Raw genomic sequence first — 21,211 nt, 5'->3', positions numbered from 1 at the left:
CAATAATCCCATAAAAAAATAATAAATCTAGCATTCATAAACCCGAACTTGTATCGGGTTTTTTTATTAAAACATTTGTACTATAATGTTCCGCGTTATGTAACTTTACTTTGGTAAAGCAAAGTATTTGGCATTTTACTTTCTTTAACTTTTTCTTCTAAAAGCTTCTTCTACGAGGGTAATGGAACACTTATTATACGCACCGACGTTAGGAGGGAAGGCAATGTGTGTGGAATGGATTTTATATCAAATGATGTTTAAAGGTAAAATGTTGAAAATTTTGTTTATACATAAATTTAAACTTCTTCAATTTTAAAGATAAACTTCTTAATTTGCATAACCTTATAGAACATTAGAATATAAATGGAACTCAAAGAGAAAATCACACTTGAAGATATAAACGGTAAAAAATTTAAAATAAGACTGGTAGAGCCTGAGAGTCCAAAAAAGGCTGCTTTTACACATTATTTACATAATCATAAGAATGGTGTTTCTCAATTTTATAAGAATGATGCGATTGAATTTGTAAAAGATATTCTAACACTTAAAAACCCTGAGGAAGAAATAACTCGAAAAGTTGCGGAAAAAGCATTACAATATTATCTCTTTGATTTTAAAAATGACATTCCATTTCCTCAGCCAAAGAAGCCAAAATTTAAATTCATTGATTTATTTGCTGGAATTGGAGGTTTTAGATTAGCCTTACAGAATTTAGGGGGGAAATGTGTTTTTACAAGTGAATGGGACAAATATTCCAAACTTACCTATGAGGTTAACTTTGGTGAAGTTCCTTTCGGTGATATAACCAAAGATGAAACTAAAAGTTATGTTCCTGATAATTTTGATATTTTATGTGCTGGTTTTCCCTGCCAAGCTTTTTCAATAGCAGGAAAAAAAGGTGGTTTCGAAGATACACGAGGAACATTGTTTTTTGATGTTGCAGAAATAATAAAAAGAAAAAAGCCTAAAGCTATATTTCTTGAAAATGTGAAAGGCTTAAGAAGTCATGATCGAGGTAAAACCCTAGCGACTATTTTAAATGTACTTAGAAATGAGCTAGGTTATTATGTTCCAGAACCTGAAATTATAAACGCAAAGAATTACGGAGTTCCTCAAAATAGAGAACGAATATTTATTGTTGGTTTTAGATTAGACTTAGGTATCACGAATTTTAACTATCCAAAGTCTACTGACAAAACAAAAGTTTTAGAAGATATTCTCGAAGAGAAAGAAGTGTCTGTAAAATATTATTTATCAGATACATATATGAATACACTTCGTGCTCATAGAGCTAGACATGAGAGTAAAGGAAATGGTTTTGGATATGCAATACATTCTAACGACGAAATTGCCAATGCAGTAGTTTGTGGAGGAATGGGAAGAGAAAGAAATTTAATAATTGACGATAAACTAACAAATTTCACTCCTGTTACTAAAATTAAAGGAGAAGTTAATAGGGATGGAATTCGTAAAATGACTCCTAGGGAATGGGCTAGATTACAAGGTTTTCCTGATAATTATAAAATTATTGTGTCCGATGCACAAGCCTATAAACAATTTGGTAATTCAGTTGCTGTTCCTGCAATTCAAGCAACTGCAAAACAAATCCTAAAAACTTTGAGCAAATGAAAGGAAATAAAGGAGAATGGAGCGAATTATTTACTTTTTTTAAATTACTTTCAGAAGGTAAACTATTTTCTGCCGACGAAAACTTAAATAAAACGGATTCGTTTGTCGAAGTAATATCTATTCAAAGAGGGGATTCAGGGAAAAATTTAAATTTTAAGCTGAAAGAAGGAACTTCTATAAATTTAATTAATGGTGAAACAGATGAAGTCATTTTATCATTTCCACAATCTAAAGCAGAAGAAATTGCTACTCAATTAGTCAATGAAATTACTGGAAAGAAAGGAATTTCAGAAAATTTAAAAAATAAAATTCAAAAGTTAAATTTAACCCAAGTAGCAGATAAATCGGTAGGTAAGGGTGATATAAATATTTTAATTTATGACCCAATTCATGGGATTAGCTCAAATCAAGAATTTAGTATTAAATCATTTTTAGGTAGTGACCCAACTTTATTTAATGCAAATAAAACAACTAATATTACCTATAAAATTACAGATTCTTTAAATAATCCGATTTCTGAAAACCATTTGAATGAAGTTAATAATATAAAAACTGGACATAAGTATATAAAGCGAATTGCAAGACTTACCGAACTAGGTTACAAAGTTGATTTTGATTCGTATGATGATTCCACATTTAAGCTAAATCTTCAAGTTATAGATAGTGATTTACCTAAAATCATAGCGCATATTGTAAAAGACAAATATGTAAGTAAGATTACAAAAATCACAGAGGTTATAAAGAAAATAAAAAATGATAATCCAATGAGTTATAACTTGACCCAAGGTCATAAGTTTTATGAATACAGGTTAGTTAATTTTTTAGTGGAGGTAGCTTTAGGAATGACATCAAAAGCTGTGTGGTCAGGAAAATATGATGTTATTGGTGGGATTATTATTGTTAAGTCGAATGCTGAAGTACTTTGTTATCATTTAATTGATTTTAATAAGTTCAAGCAGTATTTAAAAAATTCTTCAAGACTAGATAATCCTTCAGGTTCCAAAATGGGTTATGGTACTGTATATAGTCAAGATGGCGAGTCTTTTATCAAACTTAATTTTCAAATAAAAGCATAACGGCCTAAGAGAATTTTGGCAGAACAATAGGGGAGTAGAGCGTCAAGAATTTTAGGGGGCTGGTAATACATTTTGTTAGCCGCTAAAATGTTTTTAAAAGTTCAAAGCGGTTTTAAGAGCTAGAATACTTTATAGAATATAGCGACTGAGCCGTACATTGTTTCCAAAATTATCTGTAAGCCTTGATTTTTTTTGTTTCGCAGCCGCATTATCTCGCTCAAAGTATACTTTGCCGTATTAAGAAAAAAAGGTGAGAATTATTTAAAAAGACTAAATAATTGCAAAAGATTAGTAAGTGTACAGAAATTTATTTTTCTTAAATTTTGTACTGTTGTGGCAATTTTACATAACGGCTAATTATAGCTTACAAACTAACTTTTTTGTACTATAATGTCTTGCGTTATGAAACTTTGCCTTGGTAAAAGCGAAGTTATTTCCTAATTTTTTTTCAAAAAAATTCTTTAAAAATGTAATGGAATACGCTTTGCCCGAAGCGACGATAGGAGTAAAGTGGGAATGTGTATGGAATGGAAATCATGGTTTAGTTTATAATAATCTAATATAGAGTTAAGTCTGGTAAAAGGATTAAATATATAGTCTGCCTTAATTAGTAGCCCTATAAAACTAAAACGTTAGTTCTATAGGGCTATTTAAAATTTAGATATTAATTATTAAGCCTTTCAATAATCATTGATGAAAAATAATTAACACCTGTTCTGATACATTCTTCATCTATAGCAAAGGTTGGTGTATGCGGCATAGCATTAATTCCTTTTTCATAATTAGCCCCTCCTAAAAAGAAGTAAACACCAGGTACTAATTCCTGGAAATATGCAAAATCATCACTAAATGAAAAAGGCCCCATTCCATAAAGGGGTATAACGCTTTGCTCTCCATAGATGCTAGAGATACTTTTCATAGATGCGTTGGTCAATTCTTGATTATTCATTGGTGTAAAAAAAACAGGCATTTCTTCCATAAAATCGAATTTGACAGATTGTAACTCTTTAGCGTACTTAGAAGTTTCTATTTTTGATTTAATAGATGCTAAAAACGTATTTAATTTTTCAATACTGCTAGCATGAACCATTATTCTTACTTTCAACTTATCGTCGGTTTTTTTAATATTAAAATCACTCATCAATGCAATGAAATCTTTATAGATTGTATTTGGATTGGTTACTCCCAACTCAGGGTTAAATACATTCTTCAAATCCCAAAATTCAGAACTTTGATTATATGTTTGAGCACTACTTAGTAATTCTTTTGTGAAATTAACCAGAGAGTCTTGGTCACTAGAAGCTTTATATTCTACTTCAATAGCCGTCATATGAACAAATACGTTTGCTGACTTAGTGGCTATTGTACCTACTGGGTATGGAGTCATATGTAGTGCATAAATTTCGTCTGGTTTAATCAGATTAAATAATCCATCTGCAATCATCATTTGAGCACCTTTGGCATTTTCTTCCGATGGTTGGAAAATAAAATAAATGGTGCCTTCTAATTTTTCTTTTTGGCTAGCAAGTACATTCGCAATTCCTATTCCTATGGTAGCATGTAGATCATGACCACAAATATGTCGTACACCTTTATTTTTTGATGGAAAATCTACCACATCAGGTAAATCCGTTGCTATTGCATCAATATCAGCTCTCCATGCAATTTTTTTTCCTGGTCTACCCGTATCTAAGATACCAACAATACCATAGCCTCCCACACCTGTTTTAACTTCAAGCCCTAAGGATAATAAATAAGAGGCAATCTTTTCTGAAGTTCTTTTTTCTTTCCCTGAAACCTCAGGATGTATGTGAAAATCTCTTCGGATTTTTACAAGACTATCAAAAATGGCATCGGTTCGGGATTGGACAGATTGATGGATTGTAAATCGATTTGTTGCATTTTGTCCAATAGCAAACAGTCCGTAAAAAAGAAATTGTAGAATTAAAGTTGTTCGGATTATTTTAGTAGTTACAGTCATTTTTTTTGTTTAAATTAATATTGGTGAAATATCCGTTTAACTTACATTACTGAATAGGCATTTTTGCCAGAGTATCGTAATATGTGCTTGAATTGAAATCAACCGTATACCTATCTATTCTTTTCTTAAAATAGTCTAGTCTATCTTTGTTGAACGTACTATAAACAAAAAACCTGTCAAAACATGTAGACAGGGTTGCTAAGGATTTAATTTCTAGGTAACGAATAAGAATTGTTTACCCGTACTCTTTCAGTTTTACTTATTGATAAAAACAATACCTTCTGAAACTTTTTTTACGCTTTTAGTTTTCAAACTCGCAGCATTAATCATTCCAATACCAGTAATTTTTAAGTTAGACGTATCTGCATAACCAGAAATATAAATATTTGATATCCCTTTTAAATCAACATTAAGGTTATTAACAGAAACTTCTAAATTTCCGTTTAAAATACCATCCCCACTTATAGCTAAATCTTTTTGGCTTATTCCATCATCTGACAGAAGCTTTATTATTCCTGTCAGGGTTAAATTTGAAATTCCTGAATGATTCAGGTAAATAATGTATTTAGGGTTTTTGCAATTATCACAATCTTTTTTATTATAAATATATAGCTTGCCATTGCGAACTTCCGTAATTAGATTTGCTATATCAGCCGCATTATTTGCCATAACTTCCATAGAATGAACAGAATTTCTTTCTAAATGAAGCTCTACATTACCTACAAGACTTACCTTATCAAATCTTTCTAAGCTTCGATTTTCCTTTTCATTTGTTATGCTACAGCTATTAAAAAAAATTACAACTAACGCAATAAATATATATTTTTTCATTTCGATTTGTTTTAATGATTAAACTAATGTTCATGCAATATCCTTTTTAACTTGCTCTATGAATAGGCCTTTTTGCTGCAGTGTCGTTTAGGATAGCTGAACTGTAATCAACCACCCTATGTATTCATCCATTTCTTGAAATCGCTTGTCTTTGGTCTACTAACGATAAACTCCTGATCTCGCCCATTTGTTATGGAAAGTTTGACACGATGATTGAAATACGGATCTATTTTCTGAATGGAAGCCTTTGCAATGATTTGTCCGCGATTGATTCTATAAAATTTGTTTTGATTTAAGGTATTGAGCAATTCATCCATTGTCTCTTCGATAATAAAACGCTTATTTAAAGTTATGCCAAAAGTGATACTGTCTTCAGAATAACAGTATAATAGTTCTGAAATTTTAATCTGAATAAACCCCCCTCCATCTTTGACTAACAAGCCTTCTCTTATACTGGTTGCCTGTATGTTACCAAGCAATTGTTTTAATACATCTGGATCGATAGTAGCTGGTTTATTAGACTTCAAAAATTTGTCCAAAGCAGTATCCAAATCATCCTTTTGAATAGGTTTTAACAGATAATCTACACTGTTTACTTTAAACGCTCGGATAGCATATTGGTCAAAAGCCGTTGTAAAAATAATAGGGGCTTCTACTTCAATGTTTTGGAAAATTTCAAAACTCAATCCATCGGCCAATTGAATGTCCATAAATACCAAGTCTGGCAAGGAGTGTTCTTGAAACCACTCTACAGCATCTTCCACGGTATCGATTATATCCAATAATTGATAATTGAAATCACATGTTTTTAGCATGCGTTGCAATTGGCTTGCAGCTCTCGCTTCATCTTCAATGATTAGTATGTTCATTCTTAATTTTTTTTATCTAATAATGTTAATAAAGGAAGAGAAACCATAAATCGGTTTTCGATATTTGTTATTTCAATAGATTTTCCTGAAATCAATGCGTATCGCTTTTTTATATTTGCAAGTCCAACTTTCGTTGATGGTACCTGCGTTGATTTTGGTTCCATCTTATTACTTACGACCAGATTGTTATCTTGAACGGCTACATCCACCGTTAGCGGTTTCGATTTAGATATTACATTGTGCTTTATAGCATTTTCCAGTAAAAGCTGTAGGCTCATTGGTACGACCATGGCATCTGAAGAAGCTTTTGATATATCCCAATTCAATTTCAGATTATCTCCAAACCGCTCTGTTTGTATGTGAATATAGGCCTTAGCAAATTTTAGTTCTTTATTTAGGGGAATCAAATTATCGTTACCAGCTTCCAACAAAAAGCGATATATATCCGAAAGCTTATCTACAAATTCCATTGCATCCTCCTTTGGGTTTTGATCAATAATATCGCGAAGTGTATTCAACGTATTAAAGAAAAAATGTGGTTGAGCCTGATTCTGCAGTGCATCCAGTTGTGCTTGTATAAGTATTTGTTTTGATTGTTCTTCTTCTCTAACAGATTTTTTGAGCCGTATATTGTAGTAAATAGCCTCGTATATTGCCATTATCATTACCGTTAAAAAAACAATAGTTAATAGTATTTTAATTCGATATTGATAAGGGATAACGTTAATACCTGGAATTAAAGACAATATAGAGCCTCCTAAAAAATCTACTAGGATGACAGTGCAAACAACAGCTAGAAAAAATATGATAATACGCTTCGCATCATCGCGAAAAGCGGGAAATTTTTTTCGTAAAAAAATCATGATGGAGCGATTTATAGTCCAATCGATAATAGTGAACATTAGCCCAAAAACCCAACTTAAAACTGCTTCAACCCAATTGTTAAAATCAAGTGAAGGATTGAAAAGGTAATATGTTGCAAAACTTATAATTAAGATTCCAACAAGAGAAAACCAAAAATCATTAAACCCTAAATATTTTATACGTTTCTCTATGTTCATTAGCATTATAGCGTAGTTATTTTTTGGAGTTAAAGACTTTGTTTTTATGGTAATAAGACGAATAACGGAATTATTTGTTTATCGCGCAATTAGAAAAGCTGACAATGTTCTGATATTACAATTTTCGGTTAAAGCAGATTAGTATTAAGTGTATTACCAACAGGTTACTCCTTTTTACTATCGTTTTGAATTTCATTATTATACAATAATAATCCTAACCCAGACGCAAAAAGAACGCAGCTCGCTAACATTAAATTTCCATTATTCCATATAAAATAGGATAAGCCAACTAATGGGCCACCTAATATTACCATAAGAGCACTTATAAGGTTGGTTTTGATAAAATTCAAAGCATGAGCAGCTAGGCCAACGAAGAGCATGGATGGCCCAACAATAATAAATGGATATAAAATTAATGGTGTATTACTTAGTTGCTCACTTAAAGCATTTCTTCCTATATCATCATTACCAAAACTCCACATTATAAAATCAATAGTGCAAAGTGCAATATGGGCTATAACACCTATTCCAGTTAGAAAAGATGCTACAGAATAGATATTATTTTTTTTAGGAAATACATTATTAAAGGAAAGCAAACAAACAGCTCCAATTAAATTAAACCAATGCGCCAAATCGATACTTTTTTGAGCACTCAATGTTCCTTGAGAAAAAAATACATAACTGGTAACAAAAAGAACTAAGCCTACTATACAAATATTTTTTGTTTTCATAATTTAAGCAACTATATAATTTAGTATGGCTCAAATATTAGCTAATTGGCTCAAAATTGAAATGACTTTAAGTTCAATCGTCGTTAATTAGAGTTGAATTGTAAAATTTGTTTTTATATTTCTTTCTATAAAACACTATTTGTTAATGACGTAAGTGATGGGGGGAAGGATTTAATTTTTTAATTGGAGAACGGTTGCAAAATTGTGTTTAAATTTAAAATGCGTTTGAAAATATGCGCCGCAGGCACCGCTTAAAAAGGTTGATGACCCTGTTCTACGATTTAATCAATTCTCAGCGTTTCAGGGATATTTTACATAATATAGAATTATAGCTTACAAACGAGATATTCCTTAAAAACTACGATATGCAAAATTGTACTATAATGTTCCGCGTTATGTAACTTTGCTTTGCAAAAGCAAAGTATTTTGTACTTCACTTTCCTTTAAATTTTTCTTCTAAAAAGTTTCTTCTCAAAAGATAATGGAACACTTATTACGCGAGCCGACGGTAGGAGGGGAGTGTAATGTGTGTGGAATGGATCGTATTCCAAGGGTTTAATTGCATCGCTAAATACTTCTAAAGCCAGTTTGGCGTTATAAAAAAGTAATGAAACCATTTCTCGAAACATTATTTACCTATATGCCCTTGTTAACAGGGCTTTTCAGTCTGGTACTTATATTTTTGTTTCAGTTCGGTTTCCTTACTCGAAAGGTTGCAAAAAAAGTAACACTAACGATTTTACTAATTTTTATTCTACTTTCAGTACTTCCTTTTTCAATGGTTCCTATTCCGACAACTTTGATATACCCAATAAGTTTAGGTATTGTCCTGTTCAATGCCAAAACAAAACCTTCCGGCGTTTTTTTAAACAGTATTCTTTTCGTCCATATCAGTTATTGGCTTTTTGCTATGAAGTTGCTAACCTCAGATGGGAATACATGGGGAAATGCTAATGGTTTTATTGGATGGGTTTCAATCTTGAATTCTATACTATTTATAAATTTTTTCATCCTGCATTTAAATTCTAAAAAATGGGTTGCAATATTCAAATTGGTAGCCGGTATTGTCGCACCCATATTGGTTTATCAATGGACAGAAGGTTTTGAGTTGGGTGAGTATAATAATAAGGATGAGGAATTTATGAGAATTTCGGCGGTAATTCTAAGTGTATTTTCAATAATTGAAGGTCTTATTTTATTGAAAAAACAAAAACCCGGTTAACGTGATAAAAGATGCACAATGTTTTATTTGAAACAATAATATGAAATTTAGAAAGTGTTTAATCATATTAGTATTGTCCTTTACTTCATTCTGCTGGACTCAATCCGGAGAGGATAAAGAATTCTATACACAACAAATCGATGAAATTACCGAACAGCTAAAAAAGGATCCTTTAAATTATAAATTCATTTGGAAAAAGCTAGAATTACAAACTAGAGTCTTGTTTTGGGAACACCATACCGACCTGTATAATAATTATCCTGCAATAGGAAATACTGAAGATATTGAATACATGCCCAATGAGGGGGATTATTATATTATTTTCAAAAATGTCATTAAAAAAGGAAAATTTTCTATAGCCGACGAAGGAGATTTCTATATCAGTAGAATTAGTTTTTATGAGAAAACAGGGCAAATTGATAAAGCGATAGAAGACGCCTATTATTTAAAGGGTATTTCTCATTCATATTATGGTGGTCGCCTGAAATACTATCAAGATAAGGGACTAACCTATTTGTTTAGGTTATTTGCAATAAAAGAAGATTATCAAAAGGCATTGGCGGTCATAGATTTTATTATTGCACAAGAAAAATTTAATGCCCCAATATCATATTTTTCGCGTGGTAACAGTTCTGTATTTAAAATAAAGTTGTTCAAACGCTTTAAGAGGGAGGATGCAATAGTTCCATATTTAAAACAACTGATTAGAGAGAATTTTGATTACTATTTTGATACAACAGATAAAAAATATGAAATAAAAAGAATGGGTTTTCAGTATCTCAAACAGTTAGTTAATTACATGGAACGTTTTGATAGTGAAGAACTGCCTAAATATCAAAAAATATATGACCAGTTAAGCCTCAAATTGAGTTCAGGTCATGAGGCTATAAACCATAGCATCGACGATGCCAGATTGAAAGAAATAATTAACTGAAAGGCTTAAATTACCAATAACAATGAAATATTCTTTTTTGATTATATTACTTTTTTTCTCTACAAAAAACTATGCTGATTCTTTTTGCGGAGTGGTTTTAGCCGAAAATGGTATAAATGTAAGGTCAGCTCCAAATTTAGATTCAAGAATCATACACGGTCTAGCGAAAGGTTCAACTTTTAAACTTCATCCTGATAGCTATACAGGCATTTATCAGACCATAAAGGACGGCAATGAAAATTTGGAAGGCCAATGGGTTGAAATTGACATGTACGACGAGTACGAGAAAATATATCACTACTACAAGGGTAATTTTGAAACGAAAACAGGTTTTATTTTCATGACTCCAAAGTATGCGAAAGAGATATTTGATTGTCGGGAGTTTAGATTCAGAATTCCAGAAGAAGACCTTTACAAATCTTTTAGTTATCTAGAAGAACGTTTAGATTCTGTAAAAACAATCGTTAAGCTAAAAATTTACGATGAACATGTAGATGTAAAACCCAGTCAGGTAGACCTAGTTAAGGAAAAAGAGAATTATAAGATAGTTAAAGATACTATATTCCTAAAACTTAAAAATAGGTCTTATTCGAAAATCATAAGTTACCCTATGGGTAAGAATGGTTATGAGGATTATAGAGAAGAATACTCTTTCAAAGGGTTTATTAGACCTCTGAAGTGCTATCTTATCCAAGGTTCTTACTGGGAATCGGGTGATTATTTCTTGGTAAATCAAAAAACAGGAAGCCAATCATCTGCCCTAGTGGGCATACCATCTCTCTCTATAAAAATCCAATATTTAGTTTCTATTACGAATGATATATATGAAGAACGAACAATAATGCAAATTTTTGAATTAAAAAATGACAAGTTAATCCCTCGCTTTCAGTATGGTTTTACGCAATGGTCTTATGACAATGAGTTAATTTGGTTGTCCTCAAATGAATTTCTAATAGCCGCAAGAGCCAACCGAGATAAGACAGTATGGAGAAACGAAAATTTTGATAATAACGAAAAAGCACAAGAACTTTGGAAAAAAGTTAGGAAACAGTATATAAAGGTAAAGATTGTATCGAAAGGGTAATTTAGGTTTCCGGACTAAGAGAACTTTTGCTAAACAATAGGGGAAAGGAGCGTTAAGAATTTTAGGAGCTGGTACTACATTTTGTTAATAGCTAAAATGTTTCAAAAAGTTACGCGGTCTTAAGTGTTAGAATGCATTCTAGAATATAGCGAAACGACCCATACATTGTTTCCAAAATTATCAGTAAGCCTAATTTTTTTGTTTCTTTTTTATCAAAAAAAAAGAAAAGAATGCTTTTGTCTATAAAGAGTGATGTACTAAGATATTTTGTACTTTTATGTTAATGGATTTTTGGATAATGGGTGAAAACATACTTACAATTTCAGAGCTGCTTGGTCTTGTTAAATTGGCGTATTCATATTTAAAAAAAACTCGTTTTTTCTTCATGTTACAGATTTTACCAAAAACCCTTAAAACCTTGAAAATCAATGATTTTTTGATGATTTCTGAGGCTTTCCTTTTAAAAAAACTCTGTTGACGCACGAATGCACAATTAAATAGTCCTATTTTGGTAAGTGTTGTTGAAAAGATTATGTAAAATAGAAACTAAAGAAAGGTTTCTAGGAACACGGAAGGTAGCAAGTGCACAGAAATTTTAATTTCGAAATTTTGTGCTGTTGCGGAAACCTGACGAGAATTTCGTGAAAAATTTATTGTCGTATAGTTTCTTATAAATCCTGTATTTCAAAAGAATCTTAAAGTTTTGCTTTTTTTGGCGTTGGCAAGCGCTGGCAAATTGTGTTTAAATATAAAATGCGTTTTTCAGCATTTTGGAATTTAAAAAGCAATCGAGCGATTGGCTAGCGGCAATTTTACATAACGGCTAATTATAGAACAAATGAAAATATGCGCCGCAGGCACCGCTTAAAAAGGTTGATGACCCTGTTCTACGATTTAATCAAATCTATAAGCGTTAGGGATATTTTACATAATATGAAATTATAGCTTACAAACGAGATATTCCTTAAAAACTACGATATGCAAAATTGTACTATAATGTTCTGCGTTATGTAACTTTGCTTTGGCAAAAGCGAAGTTGAATTTCTTCATTTTCTTATTTTTTTCTTCTCAAATGTTTCTCTACAATGTTAATGGAACACTCTTTTTACGAAACGACGATAGGAGAGTAGTGGAATGTGTGTGGAATGGGAATAGTATATCAAAACTCAATAATAACTGACAAATATTCAGTGCAATGATGAATTTATCGACAACTTGTCGTGTAATTATGATAATACTTTGAATGGTATAAATTTTGAAATGTTATTCTAAAATAAATAAAATAATATGGAAGAAATTAAACTTGGAGATGTAGTAATTTTAAAAGCAGGTGGACCAAGTATGACGGTATATCAGATTAATGGTAATGATATTGGTTGTAAATGGTTTGATGGTAATGAATTAAAGTATGGCGGATTTATTAAGCAGGAGTTAGAGTCAGACGAAGAATAGTACAATTCTTCATTTCCGAAAGGAATAATATTCTTTTCGGAGGTGACAGAGTGGTCGATTGTGGTTGTTTGAAAAGCAACTGAACGTTTTTAATGTTCCGTGGGTTCGAATCCCATCCTCACCGCAAGAAAAGCCTCCTATTGGAGGCTTTTCTTATTTTATAAACTAACATAATATACAAATTGTTAATAAATAGATTATTATGTTAATATTAAACATCTCATTATATGATATATTTAAAATGTTAAATTTATATTTGTAATTGAAAATCAGTTTTTTATATAAATGAATCGGATTAAAGAAATATTAGAATTAAAAGGAGTTAAACAGACTTGGTTAGCTGAAAGGCTTAATAAGAGTTATAATATGGTGAATTCTTATGTACAAAATCGAAGACAACCTAGTCTTGAAATTCTTTATGAAATAGCAAATCTGTTACAAGTTGAAGCAAGAGACTTATTAGATTCTAATCAGTTAGTCACAAAGGAATCTAATATTAGTGATACTGTAGAAATTCCATTAGTAGGTTCTGTTTCTTGTGGGTTACCAATTTTTGCAGAGGAAAATATTGAAGCACAAATACCTGTATCTACAAAATTAATTCGAAAATCTAATAATTATTTTCTTTTGAGAGCTTTTGGCGATTCGATGAATAAAAAAGGAATTAATGGTGGTGATTTACTATTGATAAAGCAGCAGCAGGTCGCTGAAAATAAAGATTTGGTTTTAGCATTAGTTGATGATGACGCTACTGTGAAAGAGTTTATTGATAATGGTGATACTATTGTCTTAAAACCTCACTCAACAAATCCTAAACACCAACCTATAATATTAACAAATGATTTTAGAATTCAAGGTATAGTTGAAAAAGTAATAAAGATTTAAATGCAAGAAATAAAAGAAATAGAACAATCTAGGTATGTGTTAAATAGATTCGACCACTATATAGAAGGAGCAAATAGTAAGGGAAACTTTTTGTTAGCTTTTAGTGCTTTTTTATTTGGTTTCATCGTTACTAGCTTTAATAATATAGTTGAGTTTAGTAATTGTAAGGCTCAAAACTGGACAACAGGGTTGCTAATTGTAATTCTTGTTTTGGGAATAGTAAGCATTGGTTTTACAATTGCTGCTGTATTTCCTTTTTTAAAAACTAATAATTCAAGTAGTAAAAAGTATCACTCTTTAGTGTTCTTTAATTCTATTGCTGATATGAATGAAGAAGACTTTTTAACACAATACAAACAACAAAAGGATAAAAAAGCATGTAAAGATATAGCGAAGCAAATCTATGCAATATCAAAAGGGTTAAAAATAAAATATAACAGAATTAGTTGGTCAATTAGATTAGTTTTTATTCAATTATTTCTGCTTTTAACAATTATTATAATAAAGATAATATGAGCTTATTCAAAAATTACAAATCAGGGATAGAAAGTGTGTTGAGCAGGTCAGAGCAACGATTTCAAAAGGGAATGAAGTCGCCTTATATATTGCTGAATGAAAGTACAAAAACATTTTCCTCTTTACCTACAACTATAGAGCCGGATTCTAAAACAATATTAGAGTTTGACTCTAATCAATTAAAAAAATATTTTGGACCAAATAAGTATTCATTTGATAGTGTGACGATTGGTAATCATCCAGATTTTGAATACTTAGAACACAATCAAACGCTAAATCATCATTGTGTCTCTATGTTTGTTGACATTAAAGGCTCTACACGATTAGCACTTAAATATACATTGGAAGAAGTACGTCTAATTAAAGACACTTTATTAACTCTTTGTATTAATGTAGTTAGTCATTTTGGTGGACATGTTCACAGGTTGCAAGGAGATGCTGTATTTGTGCAGTTTGTAAGAAAAAATTCTAATCCGAATAACAGTATAATAAACGCTCTTAATTCTGCTAGTGTTTTATGCCAAGTTGTGTCTGAAGATTTATCATCAGCCTTTGAAAGTTATGGACTTGATCCAATAAAAATTAGAATTGGTTTAGATTACGGAGCTGATGAGAAAGTCATGTGGTCTCACTATGGTGTTGCTAATTGTAATGAATTAACAACAACAAGTTTACATACGGATTTAGCTGCTAAATTACAGAATAAAGCATCAGTCAACTCAATTAGAATTGGTAAAAATTTAGTAGATGCTATAGAAATGAAAGAAGATTATATAAGTACACCCACAGTTATAACCAATGGTCAAACAGTTGAAGATAAATACATAATTAAATCTTCGGAACTTAACTATCGTCAGTTTGATTTTAACTGGAAAAAGTACTTAAATAGCTTTTCGTTTTACAAACAAAATGGAAGTGGCAAATTAGAAATTATTGATAATCCTTTTACACTTGAAGCTAGTGTTTACAAGCCAAAGCAAGAAAGTACAGCTTCTCAATATTATGAAAATAATTATTCAATACTTAAAGGCAAATATATCAAATATCAGTTAATGATAAATGGTTCTACCTATCATAAAAAACCTCACGATAAAATTATTTGGGAGGCGTTTAATTCGGGTAAAGAAGCAAAATTGGCAAATGAAGAGCAACATAATTTTGAAAACTTTTACCTAAATCAAACATTTTGTATCGCTCATGCTGGCTATCATGGAAATCATTACCTAAAATGCACCATCCAAAGAGAACATTCAAATAATATAGTACTCAAATTTCCTATTTATGTAGATGATAAATTGGACACAGAAATAAACTTAAATAATATATTAAATTAAAACAGAAATTATGGCACTTAAACCAGGACCAAAAAGAATTGCAAAATCAACTGGGAAACCAGATAAACGAGCGAGAGATAACAAAGATACACCAGGAAACACACCTTCTCTGAAACCGCCTAAACGCAAAAAAAAGTAAAATAATGAGAATTAAAAATGGAAAGATATAGAAATAGAGATTCAGGAGTAAAGGCATATCAAATAAGTACTAATCATATTTTAGTGAAATTTGATTCTTTTAAAACATATAAATACAGTTATAAAAAAGCTGGGCAATTTAAAGTAGAAAAGATGAAAATGTTGGCCGTTAGAGGTAAAGGTTTAAATAGCTTTATAAATAGATATGCTAAATATTCTTATGATTAAATTTAAATGCCTTAAAAATAAATGATTGTTTTAGATTTTATAAAATCTGAATTAGAATATTTTAGCTTAAAACTAGCTTCCAAACAAAATGGGAGGGAAGGTGTTGATTTTTTAATTGGAGAGAATCAATTATACCTAGAATCCATTGATTTAGATACCACACAACGTAGTGTCAAAATCGCAAAACAAGATTTTGGTGAACTAAAAGATTACTTGTTCATCACTTTAGTTTTAATAATAGATAAAGAACCAAAAGTTGTTTATTTAATCCCATCAAAAGACTTATCACAGGCTGATAGCAATATATTTATTGAGAACAATGTAACGTTAATGCCCAGTTTATCTAATTGGGAGATTAAAGTATCAAGTAATACAATTTCAGAATTAGATAAATACTCGTTAGAAAAGATGGTTGATAAACTAAAAGCTTAGTTTTATAATATTATGTAAAATAGAATCTATGCGTTTTTACCCAGATGAAGCGTTGGCAAAACGGCCTCAGAAAAGTTTGGTTAAAACAATAGGTGAATGAGCGTACATATTTTAGAGGTCTAGCAATACATATTATTAATATTTACAAGGCTTAAAGCTAGTTCAAAGCAATCTTAGTTTGTAACAATGTTTTCTAAAATATAGCGATTGAGCCGTGATTGTTTCCAAAGTTTTATGCAGCCTTGATTTTTTTGTTTCTTTTTTTATCAAGAAAAAAAGATAAACATTAACTATTGATAGTCGCAATTTCAAATTTCAGTTATAAATACTATTAAACAGTACAAATCAAAAAAAGTTGAATTATAGCACAATTTGAGCAAGTGTACAGAAATTATCTCGCAGAGTAATTTTGTACTCTTGCGGAAACCTTTACGAGAATGCCGTAGAAAAAAATCTTGCAGAATTATTATCGAATACGCGAATTTTGAATAATTCTAAAAGGTTAGCTTTTTTTGGCGCTGGCAATGCGGTTGGAAATTGTGTTTTAAAAAATTAATGCGATAGCATAATTATTTTAAAAAAGCAATCGAGCGCATTGGCGTGCGGCAATTTTACATAATGGCTAATTATAGCTACAAACAGCAGAATGTTTCTTATTTAGTACTAAACCCAAGAGCCGAGTGTTTAATGACCCAAGTACTATAGTTTATTGTGTGTACAAGACTTCCTGGGATATTTAACATAATATAATTATAGCTATCTAATGGATGAAATACATTTGTACTATAATTTATATTATGTAAAATAGAATATTTAATCTTCTATTTCTTCCTTATGACTATTCCTCCGTTGCATATACATACCACTACCTATTACCAGTATAACCATAAATGTAATCGCAAGGTTCACGTAAACAAAAATCTCTAAAACTGTAAATTTCATAACGATCTCTTTTAAATAATCCTTTTAAAAGTAAAAGTCATACAGCAATAACCTAGCTAGTTCTGTATAGTTGGTATAAATAACTATATACTTGGTACTAAAACTATAGATTACTATTCCACAAGAAGTCTTTTATGGGTTTACTCGTTTATACCAGATATTCAATAAAACACCGGTTATAATCATACCCATACCCACTATACTTAAAAGAGCATACTTTTCTCCAAGAAATCCAATTCCTGCCACTATAGAGAATACCACTTCTATATATTTAATAGGCGCAATAATATTGGTTTCGCCTATTTGAAAAGCTTTTGTCATAAAAAGTTGTCCAAAATACCCTAAAACACCAAGACTTAAGAGGAGCACAATATCCATACCATGGGGTGTTTTCCAATTAAAAACAGACAAGATACCACCTACTACAGCGGCTATACACATAAAATAGTTGATTATTACTATAGGGTGTTCCTTATCTCCTATTTTTCTGATAACTATATATACCAATCCACTTGTTGCTGCAGCAGAAACGGCAAAAACAAGCCCTAAAATAGATATATTTTTATCGAATCCTTTTAGTGCTATAACCCCTATAAAAGACAATAGAAAAAACAACCATTGTACTGGTTTTACTTTTTCTTTTAAAATAAACATGGCAAAAATTGCTGCAAAAATTGGAGATATGTAGCGCAAGCCAACCGCCGAACCTACAGACATATAATGTATGGCCATAAAAAATAAAGACATAGAGGTTACTCCTATTACTCCTCTAAAAACAAGTAGTTTTCTGTGTGTGCCTAAAATGGGTATTTTTCTATGGATAAGTATACTAAAGGTAAAAAACAACGTTCCTATAGATCTAAAAAAAACTAACTCAAACGTATGGTATTCCGTTAGGTATTTTAAAATAACGTTCATACAAGCAAAAGCTACAGTGCTAAATACCATATAATAAATAGCTTTCTTTAAGTCCATCTGTCTAAATCTATTATAATCTCCCAAAGATATTATAATAGAACCTCTTATGGTGTAAAACAAATAAAATCTATTCTCTTTTTTAAGTATATTTGGCCCTTAAAAATAAAAAATACTATGAAGCATATTCTATTCTCTTTCGTTATTGTTCTTTTCTTTTCTTGTTGTACTGACAATTCTAAAAGCATTAAAAATGTAGACTATACGGCTCAAAATGAAGAAGAAATACTTACCTATATAGCTGCTAATGAATTAAACGCTATTAAAAGTTCTTCTGGCCTATATTATGTTATTAATGAACAAGGTACTGGCAACAAACCATCTGCTAGTTCTAATGTTACCGTAGCTTACAAAGGATATTACACCAATGGCTCTGTTTTTGACCAAAGTAATTCCGATGGTGTTTCTTTTGGCTTAAACCAAGTAATTAAAGGCTGGACAGAAGGTATTACGTATTTTAATGAAGGTGGAAATGGTATACTTTTGGTTCCCTCCCATTTAGGTTACGGAAGCGGTAATAAAAAGACCATCCCTGGTGGTTCTGTACTTATATTCGATGTTCATTTAAAATCAATAAACTAAGATTAACTATTTAGCCAAACAAATGTAGTCCGATACTCTATTCTCTAGTATAAGTGCGTCTTTTATTTGCTCTTTTACTTGTTGTAATTGTACTTCTACAAAATGTGCTGGCGATTTTAAAGCTGTCATTAGTTTTATATGAGAAATAGCGATTAGTTCTATACTCAATTTTAAATCTTCTAATTGCTCAAACAAATTATAAGTTCTAGGCTCACAACTATAAGAATTTAGTCTAGTTTTTAACTCTAAAATATTCTTATAACTACGCTCTAAACGCATTAAAGCATCGGTAATCTCATGTTGGCTTTTTTTATTTCCCTGCGGTCTATTTTCTACTAACATAATATTTGTTTTGAAGATTAACCTATAAATAATAACTTTAGTATTAAAGTTAGGAAAAAACTTTCAAATAAGAATGATGTTTAACTGTCAGGTAATGAGAATTTAACAATTAATTAGTTTTCACTTGGTATATCTTGTGAAAATAAAGAGCCCCTTTGTATCGTTATTATTTGTAACTTAAAGAAAAAGTAAAAGAATGAATGTAAATTTTGAATATGACGATGTAAAAGCGAGCAACCGTTTAGAAATAATGGCTGCTGAGAAATTACAAAAATTAGTAGATAAATTTGATTTTATCGTAAGTGCAGATGTTTTTTTTAAAAAGGAAAACACAGCAGACCCAAATACAGGGTTAGTTTGTAATATTCGTTTAAGCACTCCAGGATCTACCCTATTTGCTCTTGCTAGTCACGCAAATTTTGAAGCTTCTATTGCAGAGTCTGTATCGGACTTAAATAGACAATTAGAAAAAAGAAAGGCTAAACTAAAAATGCGCTAACAATTTTAGTTTCCATAATAGTAGCTTTATAAAGACGATAAAAACAGGAGTTTTTCTTAAATTTCGTAAGAGTCTTTTTTTTTGCTTACGCTCAGAGATATCTAACGTATCCAAAATTTATTTTTTGTGATACGTTTCTATGCGTTGCCTTTTTTGCTCTATACACTCCTCTACAGGGATAACATAATCTGATTTAAAATTAGCCATTACGGCGTCGTATGTAGTAATTCTATTTTTTTAATATTTTCTTCTTGCTATTTCCCTAGTATTGACCTCTATTTCTGTAATTTTTAAAACCTCTTTAGGATTCTACTGTTTCCTGTGCAGATAAAAATTCTACAGCAACAGTAAGTTAAAGAACAAAAAAGTTATTCGTCTACATCCTCAAACTTAGTATCCACTACCCTAGTTTTAGACAAATGTTCTAAAAAATCACTTTTAAACATTTTCTTTAGTAGTTTCTTCTTTTTACGTTCCGAAATAGAAAGTGTATCCAAAATTTCTCTATTTCTTTTTTGCTGCTCTCTCCCACTTTCTACAGAAACTAAATAGTCTGGCTCAAACTTAAAAATAACAGAAGGTTTCTCGGCCCTAATAACATTTAAATTCGTCTTTTTAAAGTCTTCACTAGGCTTCTCCTGTGCTTTTATACCAAAATTTACACAGACTAAACTAATTACTAATATTCTTGCTCTATTATTTTTCATTACAACCCTCCTATTTTATTCCTTGTAAATATATTAGAATAATAGCTTTACAAACAGACACTTGCAAGAAGAGTTTTCCTTGTAATTATTAACAATGCTCTTTGGGTTATAATTTAAGGATACGTAACTTTGCCTCTTTAATTTTTAGATATGTGGATTTGGGTTCTTTTTATTAGTCTTGTTTTGGTCTTTCTGGCCTTAGATTTAGGGGTTTTCAATAAAGAAGAACATATTATTAAGACCAAAGAAGCTACTATATGGACTATAATTTGGGTAACCGTAGCACTATCCTTTAGTGGTGTTATTTATTATTTATTTAACTCCCAATTAATAGACAACCCTACCAATTTAACACCTGAAAATGCCGTCTTAAAATATATAACTGGCTATTTAATTGAGCTTTCTCTTAGTGTAGATAACATATTTGTTATCGCCGTAATTTTTTCCTCTTTTAAAATACCACCCATCTACCAACACAGGGTTTTGTTTTGGGGTATTCTAGGAGCTATTGTTTTTAGAGCACTTATGATTTTATTTGGGGTGGTTCTTATTACTAAATTCAGTTGGATTATCTATGTTTTTGGAGTATTCCTTCTATATACAGCCTTTAAGATGTTGAAAGGTGATGAGCACGAGTTTAACCCTAAAACTTCTTTTGTTTTTAAACAGCTAAAAAGATTATATCCTATTACTTCGCAAATGCATGGGCACGATTTTTTTATTAAGCGAATGGGACTTAATGCTGCCACTCCCCTTTTTGT

Annotated in this window: 23 protein-coding genes, 1 tRNA gene and 1 pseudogene; 16 read left to right on the top strand and 9 right to left on the bottom strand. The window is 30.9% G+C overall.

Annotated elements, in window-relative coordinates; translation table 11 throughout:
- Window positions 1-363 precede the first annotated feature (363 nt).
- Together QZZ51_RS11115 and QZZ51_RS11110 are read left to right on the top strand one after the other, a co-directional pair.
- Window positions 364-1,629, top strand: coding sequence for a DNA cytosine methyltransferase (locus QZZ51_RS11115; protein WP_291869585.1), 1,266 nt, complete (start codon window positions 364-366; stop codon window positions 1,627-1,629).
- Entirely contained in the window at window positions 1,626-2,705 is a 1,080-nt protein-coding gene (locus tag QZZ51_RS11110) for an HpaII family restriction endonuclease (protein WP_291869583.1), read from the top strand. Before QZZ51_RS11115 ends, QZZ51_RS11110 begins: the two co-directional genes overlap by 4 nt.
- A 664-nt stretch (window positions 2,706-3,369) precedes the next feature.
- On the opposite strand, the gene QZZ51_RS11105 is transcribed toward QZZ51_RS11110, so the two are convergent.
- The 5 genes from QZZ51_RS11105 to QZZ51_RS11085 form a co-directional block, all read right to left on the bottom strand.
- Window positions 3,370-4,686, bottom strand: coding sequence for an amidohydrolase (locus QZZ51_RS11105; RefSeq protein WP_291869581.1), 1,317 nt, complete (start codon window positions 4,684-4,686; stop codon window positions 3,370-3,372).
- Between the two features lie 255 nt (window positions 4,687-4,941).
- Entirely contained in the window at window positions 4,942-5,517 is a 576-nt protein-coding gene (locus QZZ51_RS11100) for a DUF2807 domain-containing protein (RefSeq protein ID WP_291869579.1), read from the bottom strand.
- 116 nt (window positions 5,518-5,633) lie between these two features.
- Window positions 5,634-6,386: a LytTR family DNA-binding domain-containing protein gene (locus QZZ51_RS11095; protein ID WP_291869577.1), complete on the bottom strand. Its 753-nt coding sequence runs from the start codon at window positions 6,384-6,386 to the stop codon at window positions 5,634-5,636.
- 2 nt (window positions 6,387-6,388) lie between these two features.
- Window positions 6,389-7,447, bottom strand: coding sequence for a histidine kinase (locus tag QZZ51_RS11090; protein ID WP_291869575.1), 1,059 nt, complete (start codon window positions 7,445-7,447; stop codon window positions 6,389-6,391).
- A gap of 164 nt (window positions 7,448-7,611) precedes the next feature.
- Window positions 7,612-8,178, bottom strand: a complete 567-nt coding sequence (locus tag QZZ51_RS11085; protein ID WP_291869573.1) for a hypothetical protein — start codon at window positions 8,176-8,178, stop codon at window positions 7,612-7,614.
- A gap of 607 nt (window positions 8,179-8,785) precedes the next feature.
- On the opposite strand from QZZ51_RS11085, the gene QZZ51_RS11080 reads away from it, so the two are divergent.
- The 11 genes from QZZ51_RS11080 to QZZ51_RS11025 all read left to right on the top strand — a co-directional run bounded on the left by QZZ51_RS11080 (window position 8,786) and on the right by QZZ51_RS11025 (window position 16,403).
- Entirely contained in the window at window positions 8,786-9,400 is a 615-nt protein-coding gene (locus QZZ51_RS11080) for a hypothetical protein (protein WP_291869571.1), read from the top strand.
- Between the two features lie 40 nt (window positions 9,401-9,440).
- Window positions 9,441-10,334: a hypothetical protein gene (locus QZZ51_RS11075; protein ID WP_291869569.1), complete on the top strand. Its 894-nt coding sequence runs from the start codon at window positions 9,441-9,443 to the stop codon at window positions 10,332-10,334.
- Window positions 10,335-10,356: 22 nt separating this feature from the next.
- A complete protein-coding gene (locus QZZ51_RS11070) occupies window positions 10,357-11,418 on the top strand; it encodes an SH3 domain-containing protein (protein ID WP_291869567.1) in 1,062 nt (353 codons plus the stop codon).
- A 1,287-nt stretch (window positions 11,419-12,705) separates the two neighbouring features.
- Window positions 12,706-12,870 (top strand): DUF2158 domain-containing protein, encoded by a 165-nt coding sequence (locus QZZ51_RS11065; RefSeq protein ID WP_291869565.1) that lies wholly within the window; start codon window positions 12,706-12,708, stop codon window positions 12,868-12,870.
- 39 nt (window positions 12,871-12,909) lie between these two features.
- Window positions 12,910-12,991: transfer RNA gene (locus QZZ51_RS11060), tRNA-Phe, on the top strand.
- Window positions 12,992-13,155: 164 nt separating this feature from the next.
- Window positions 13,156-13,755 carry a transcriptional repressor LexA gene (gene lexA / locus QZZ51_RS11050; RefSeq protein ID WP_366511971.1) on the top strand — a complete coding sequence of 200 codons (600 nt, stop codon included), beginning with the start codon at window positions 13,156-13,158 and terminating at the stop codon, window positions 13,753-13,755.
- Window positions 13,756-14,271, top strand: coding sequence for a Pycsar system effector family protein (locus QZZ51_RS11045; protein WP_291869563.1), 516 nt, complete (start codon window positions 13,756-13,758; stop codon window positions 14,269-14,271). It abuts the gene before it with no gap.
- Window positions 14,268-15,605: a hypothetical protein gene (locus QZZ51_RS11040; protein ID WP_291869561.1), complete on the top strand. Its 1,338-nt coding sequence runs from the start codon at window positions 14,268-14,270 to the stop codon at window positions 15,603-15,605. Before QZZ51_RS11045 ends, QZZ51_RS11040 begins: the two co-directional genes overlap by 4 nt.
- Before the next feature lie 10 nt (window positions 15,606-15,615).
- On the top strand, window positions 15,616-15,744 hold the full coding sequence (locus QZZ51_RS11035) for a hypothetical protein (protein ID WP_291869559.1): 129 nt from the start codon (window positions 15,616-15,618) through the stop codon (window positions 15,742-15,744).
- Between the two features lie 17 nt (window positions 15,745-15,761).
- Window positions 15,762-15,971, top strand: coding sequence for a hypothetical protein (locus tag QZZ51_RS11030; RefSeq protein ID WP_291869557.1), 210 nt, complete (start codon window positions 15,762-15,764; stop codon window positions 15,969-15,971).
- A gap of 21 nt (window positions 15,972-15,992) precedes the next feature.
- Window positions 15,993-16,403 carry a hypothetical protein gene (locus tag QZZ51_RS11025; RefSeq protein WP_291869555.1) on the top strand — a complete coding sequence of 137 codons (411 nt, stop codon included), beginning with the start codon at window positions 15,993-15,995 and terminating at the stop codon, window positions 16,401-16,403.
- An 813-nt stretch (window positions 16,404-17,216) separates the two neighbouring features.
- Here QZZ51_RS11025 and QZZ51_RS11020 read toward each other — a convergent pair.
- Entirely contained in the window at window positions 17,217-17,345 is a 129-nt protein-coding gene (locus QZZ51_RS11020; protein ID WP_291869553.1) for a hypothetical protein, read from the bottom strand.
- A gap of 132 nt (window positions 17,346-17,477) precedes the next feature.
- Window positions 17,478-18,320 carry a DMT family transporter gene (locus QZZ51_RS11015; RefSeq protein ID WP_291869551.1) on the bottom strand — a complete coding sequence of 281 codons (843 nt, stop codon included), beginning with the start codon at window positions 18,318-18,320 and terminating at the stop codon, window positions 17,478-17,480.
- Between the two features lie 117 nt (window positions 18,321-18,437).
- Between QZZ51_RS11015 and QZZ51_RS11010 the strand changes: the two genes are divergently transcribed.
- On the top strand, window positions 18,438-18,902 hold the full coding sequence (locus QZZ51_RS11010) for an FKBP-type peptidyl-prolyl cis-trans isomerase (RefSeq protein ID WP_291869549.1): 465 nt from the start codon (window positions 18,438-18,440) through the stop codon (window positions 18,900-18,902).
- 6 nt (window positions 18,903-18,908) lie between these two features.
- Here the strand turns inward: QZZ51_RS11010 and QZZ51_RS11005 are convergent, their stop codons facing one another.
- Entirely contained in the window at window positions 18,909-19,244 is a 336-nt protein-coding gene (locus tag QZZ51_RS11005; RefSeq protein WP_291869547.1) for a hypothetical protein, read from the bottom strand.
- A gap of 196 nt (window positions 19,245-19,440) precedes the next feature.
- On the opposite strand from QZZ51_RS11005, the gene raiA reads away from it, so the two are divergent.
- Window positions 19,441-19,743, top strand: coding sequence for a ribosome-associated translation inhibitor RaiA (raiA, locus tag QZZ51_RS11000; RefSeq protein WP_291869545.1), 303 nt, complete (start codon window positions 19,441-19,443; stop codon window positions 19,741-19,743).
- A 368-nt stretch (window positions 19,744-20,111) separates the two neighbouring features.
- Here raiA and QZZ51_RS10995 read toward each other — a convergent pair whose 3' ends face one another.
- Entirely contained in the window at window positions 20,112-20,450 is a 339-nt protein-coding gene (locus QZZ51_RS10995; RefSeq protein ID WP_291869543.1) for a hypothetical protein, read from the bottom strand.
- A gap of 150 nt (window positions 20,451-20,600) precedes the next feature.
- Here QZZ51_RS10995 and QZZ51_RS10990 point away from each other — a divergent pair.
- Window positions 20,601-21,211 (top strand): annotated as a pseudogene (locus tag QZZ51_RS10990) (hypothetical protein); the annotation flags it as partial.

Source organism: Maribacter sp., assembly GCF_016744255.1.
Lineage (GTDB): Bacteria > Bacteroidota > Bacteroidia > Flavobacteriales > Flavobacteriaceae > Maribacter_B.
Note: the sequence above shows the minus strand (reverse complement) of the source record. Positions and strands in the feature narration are given on the sequence as shown.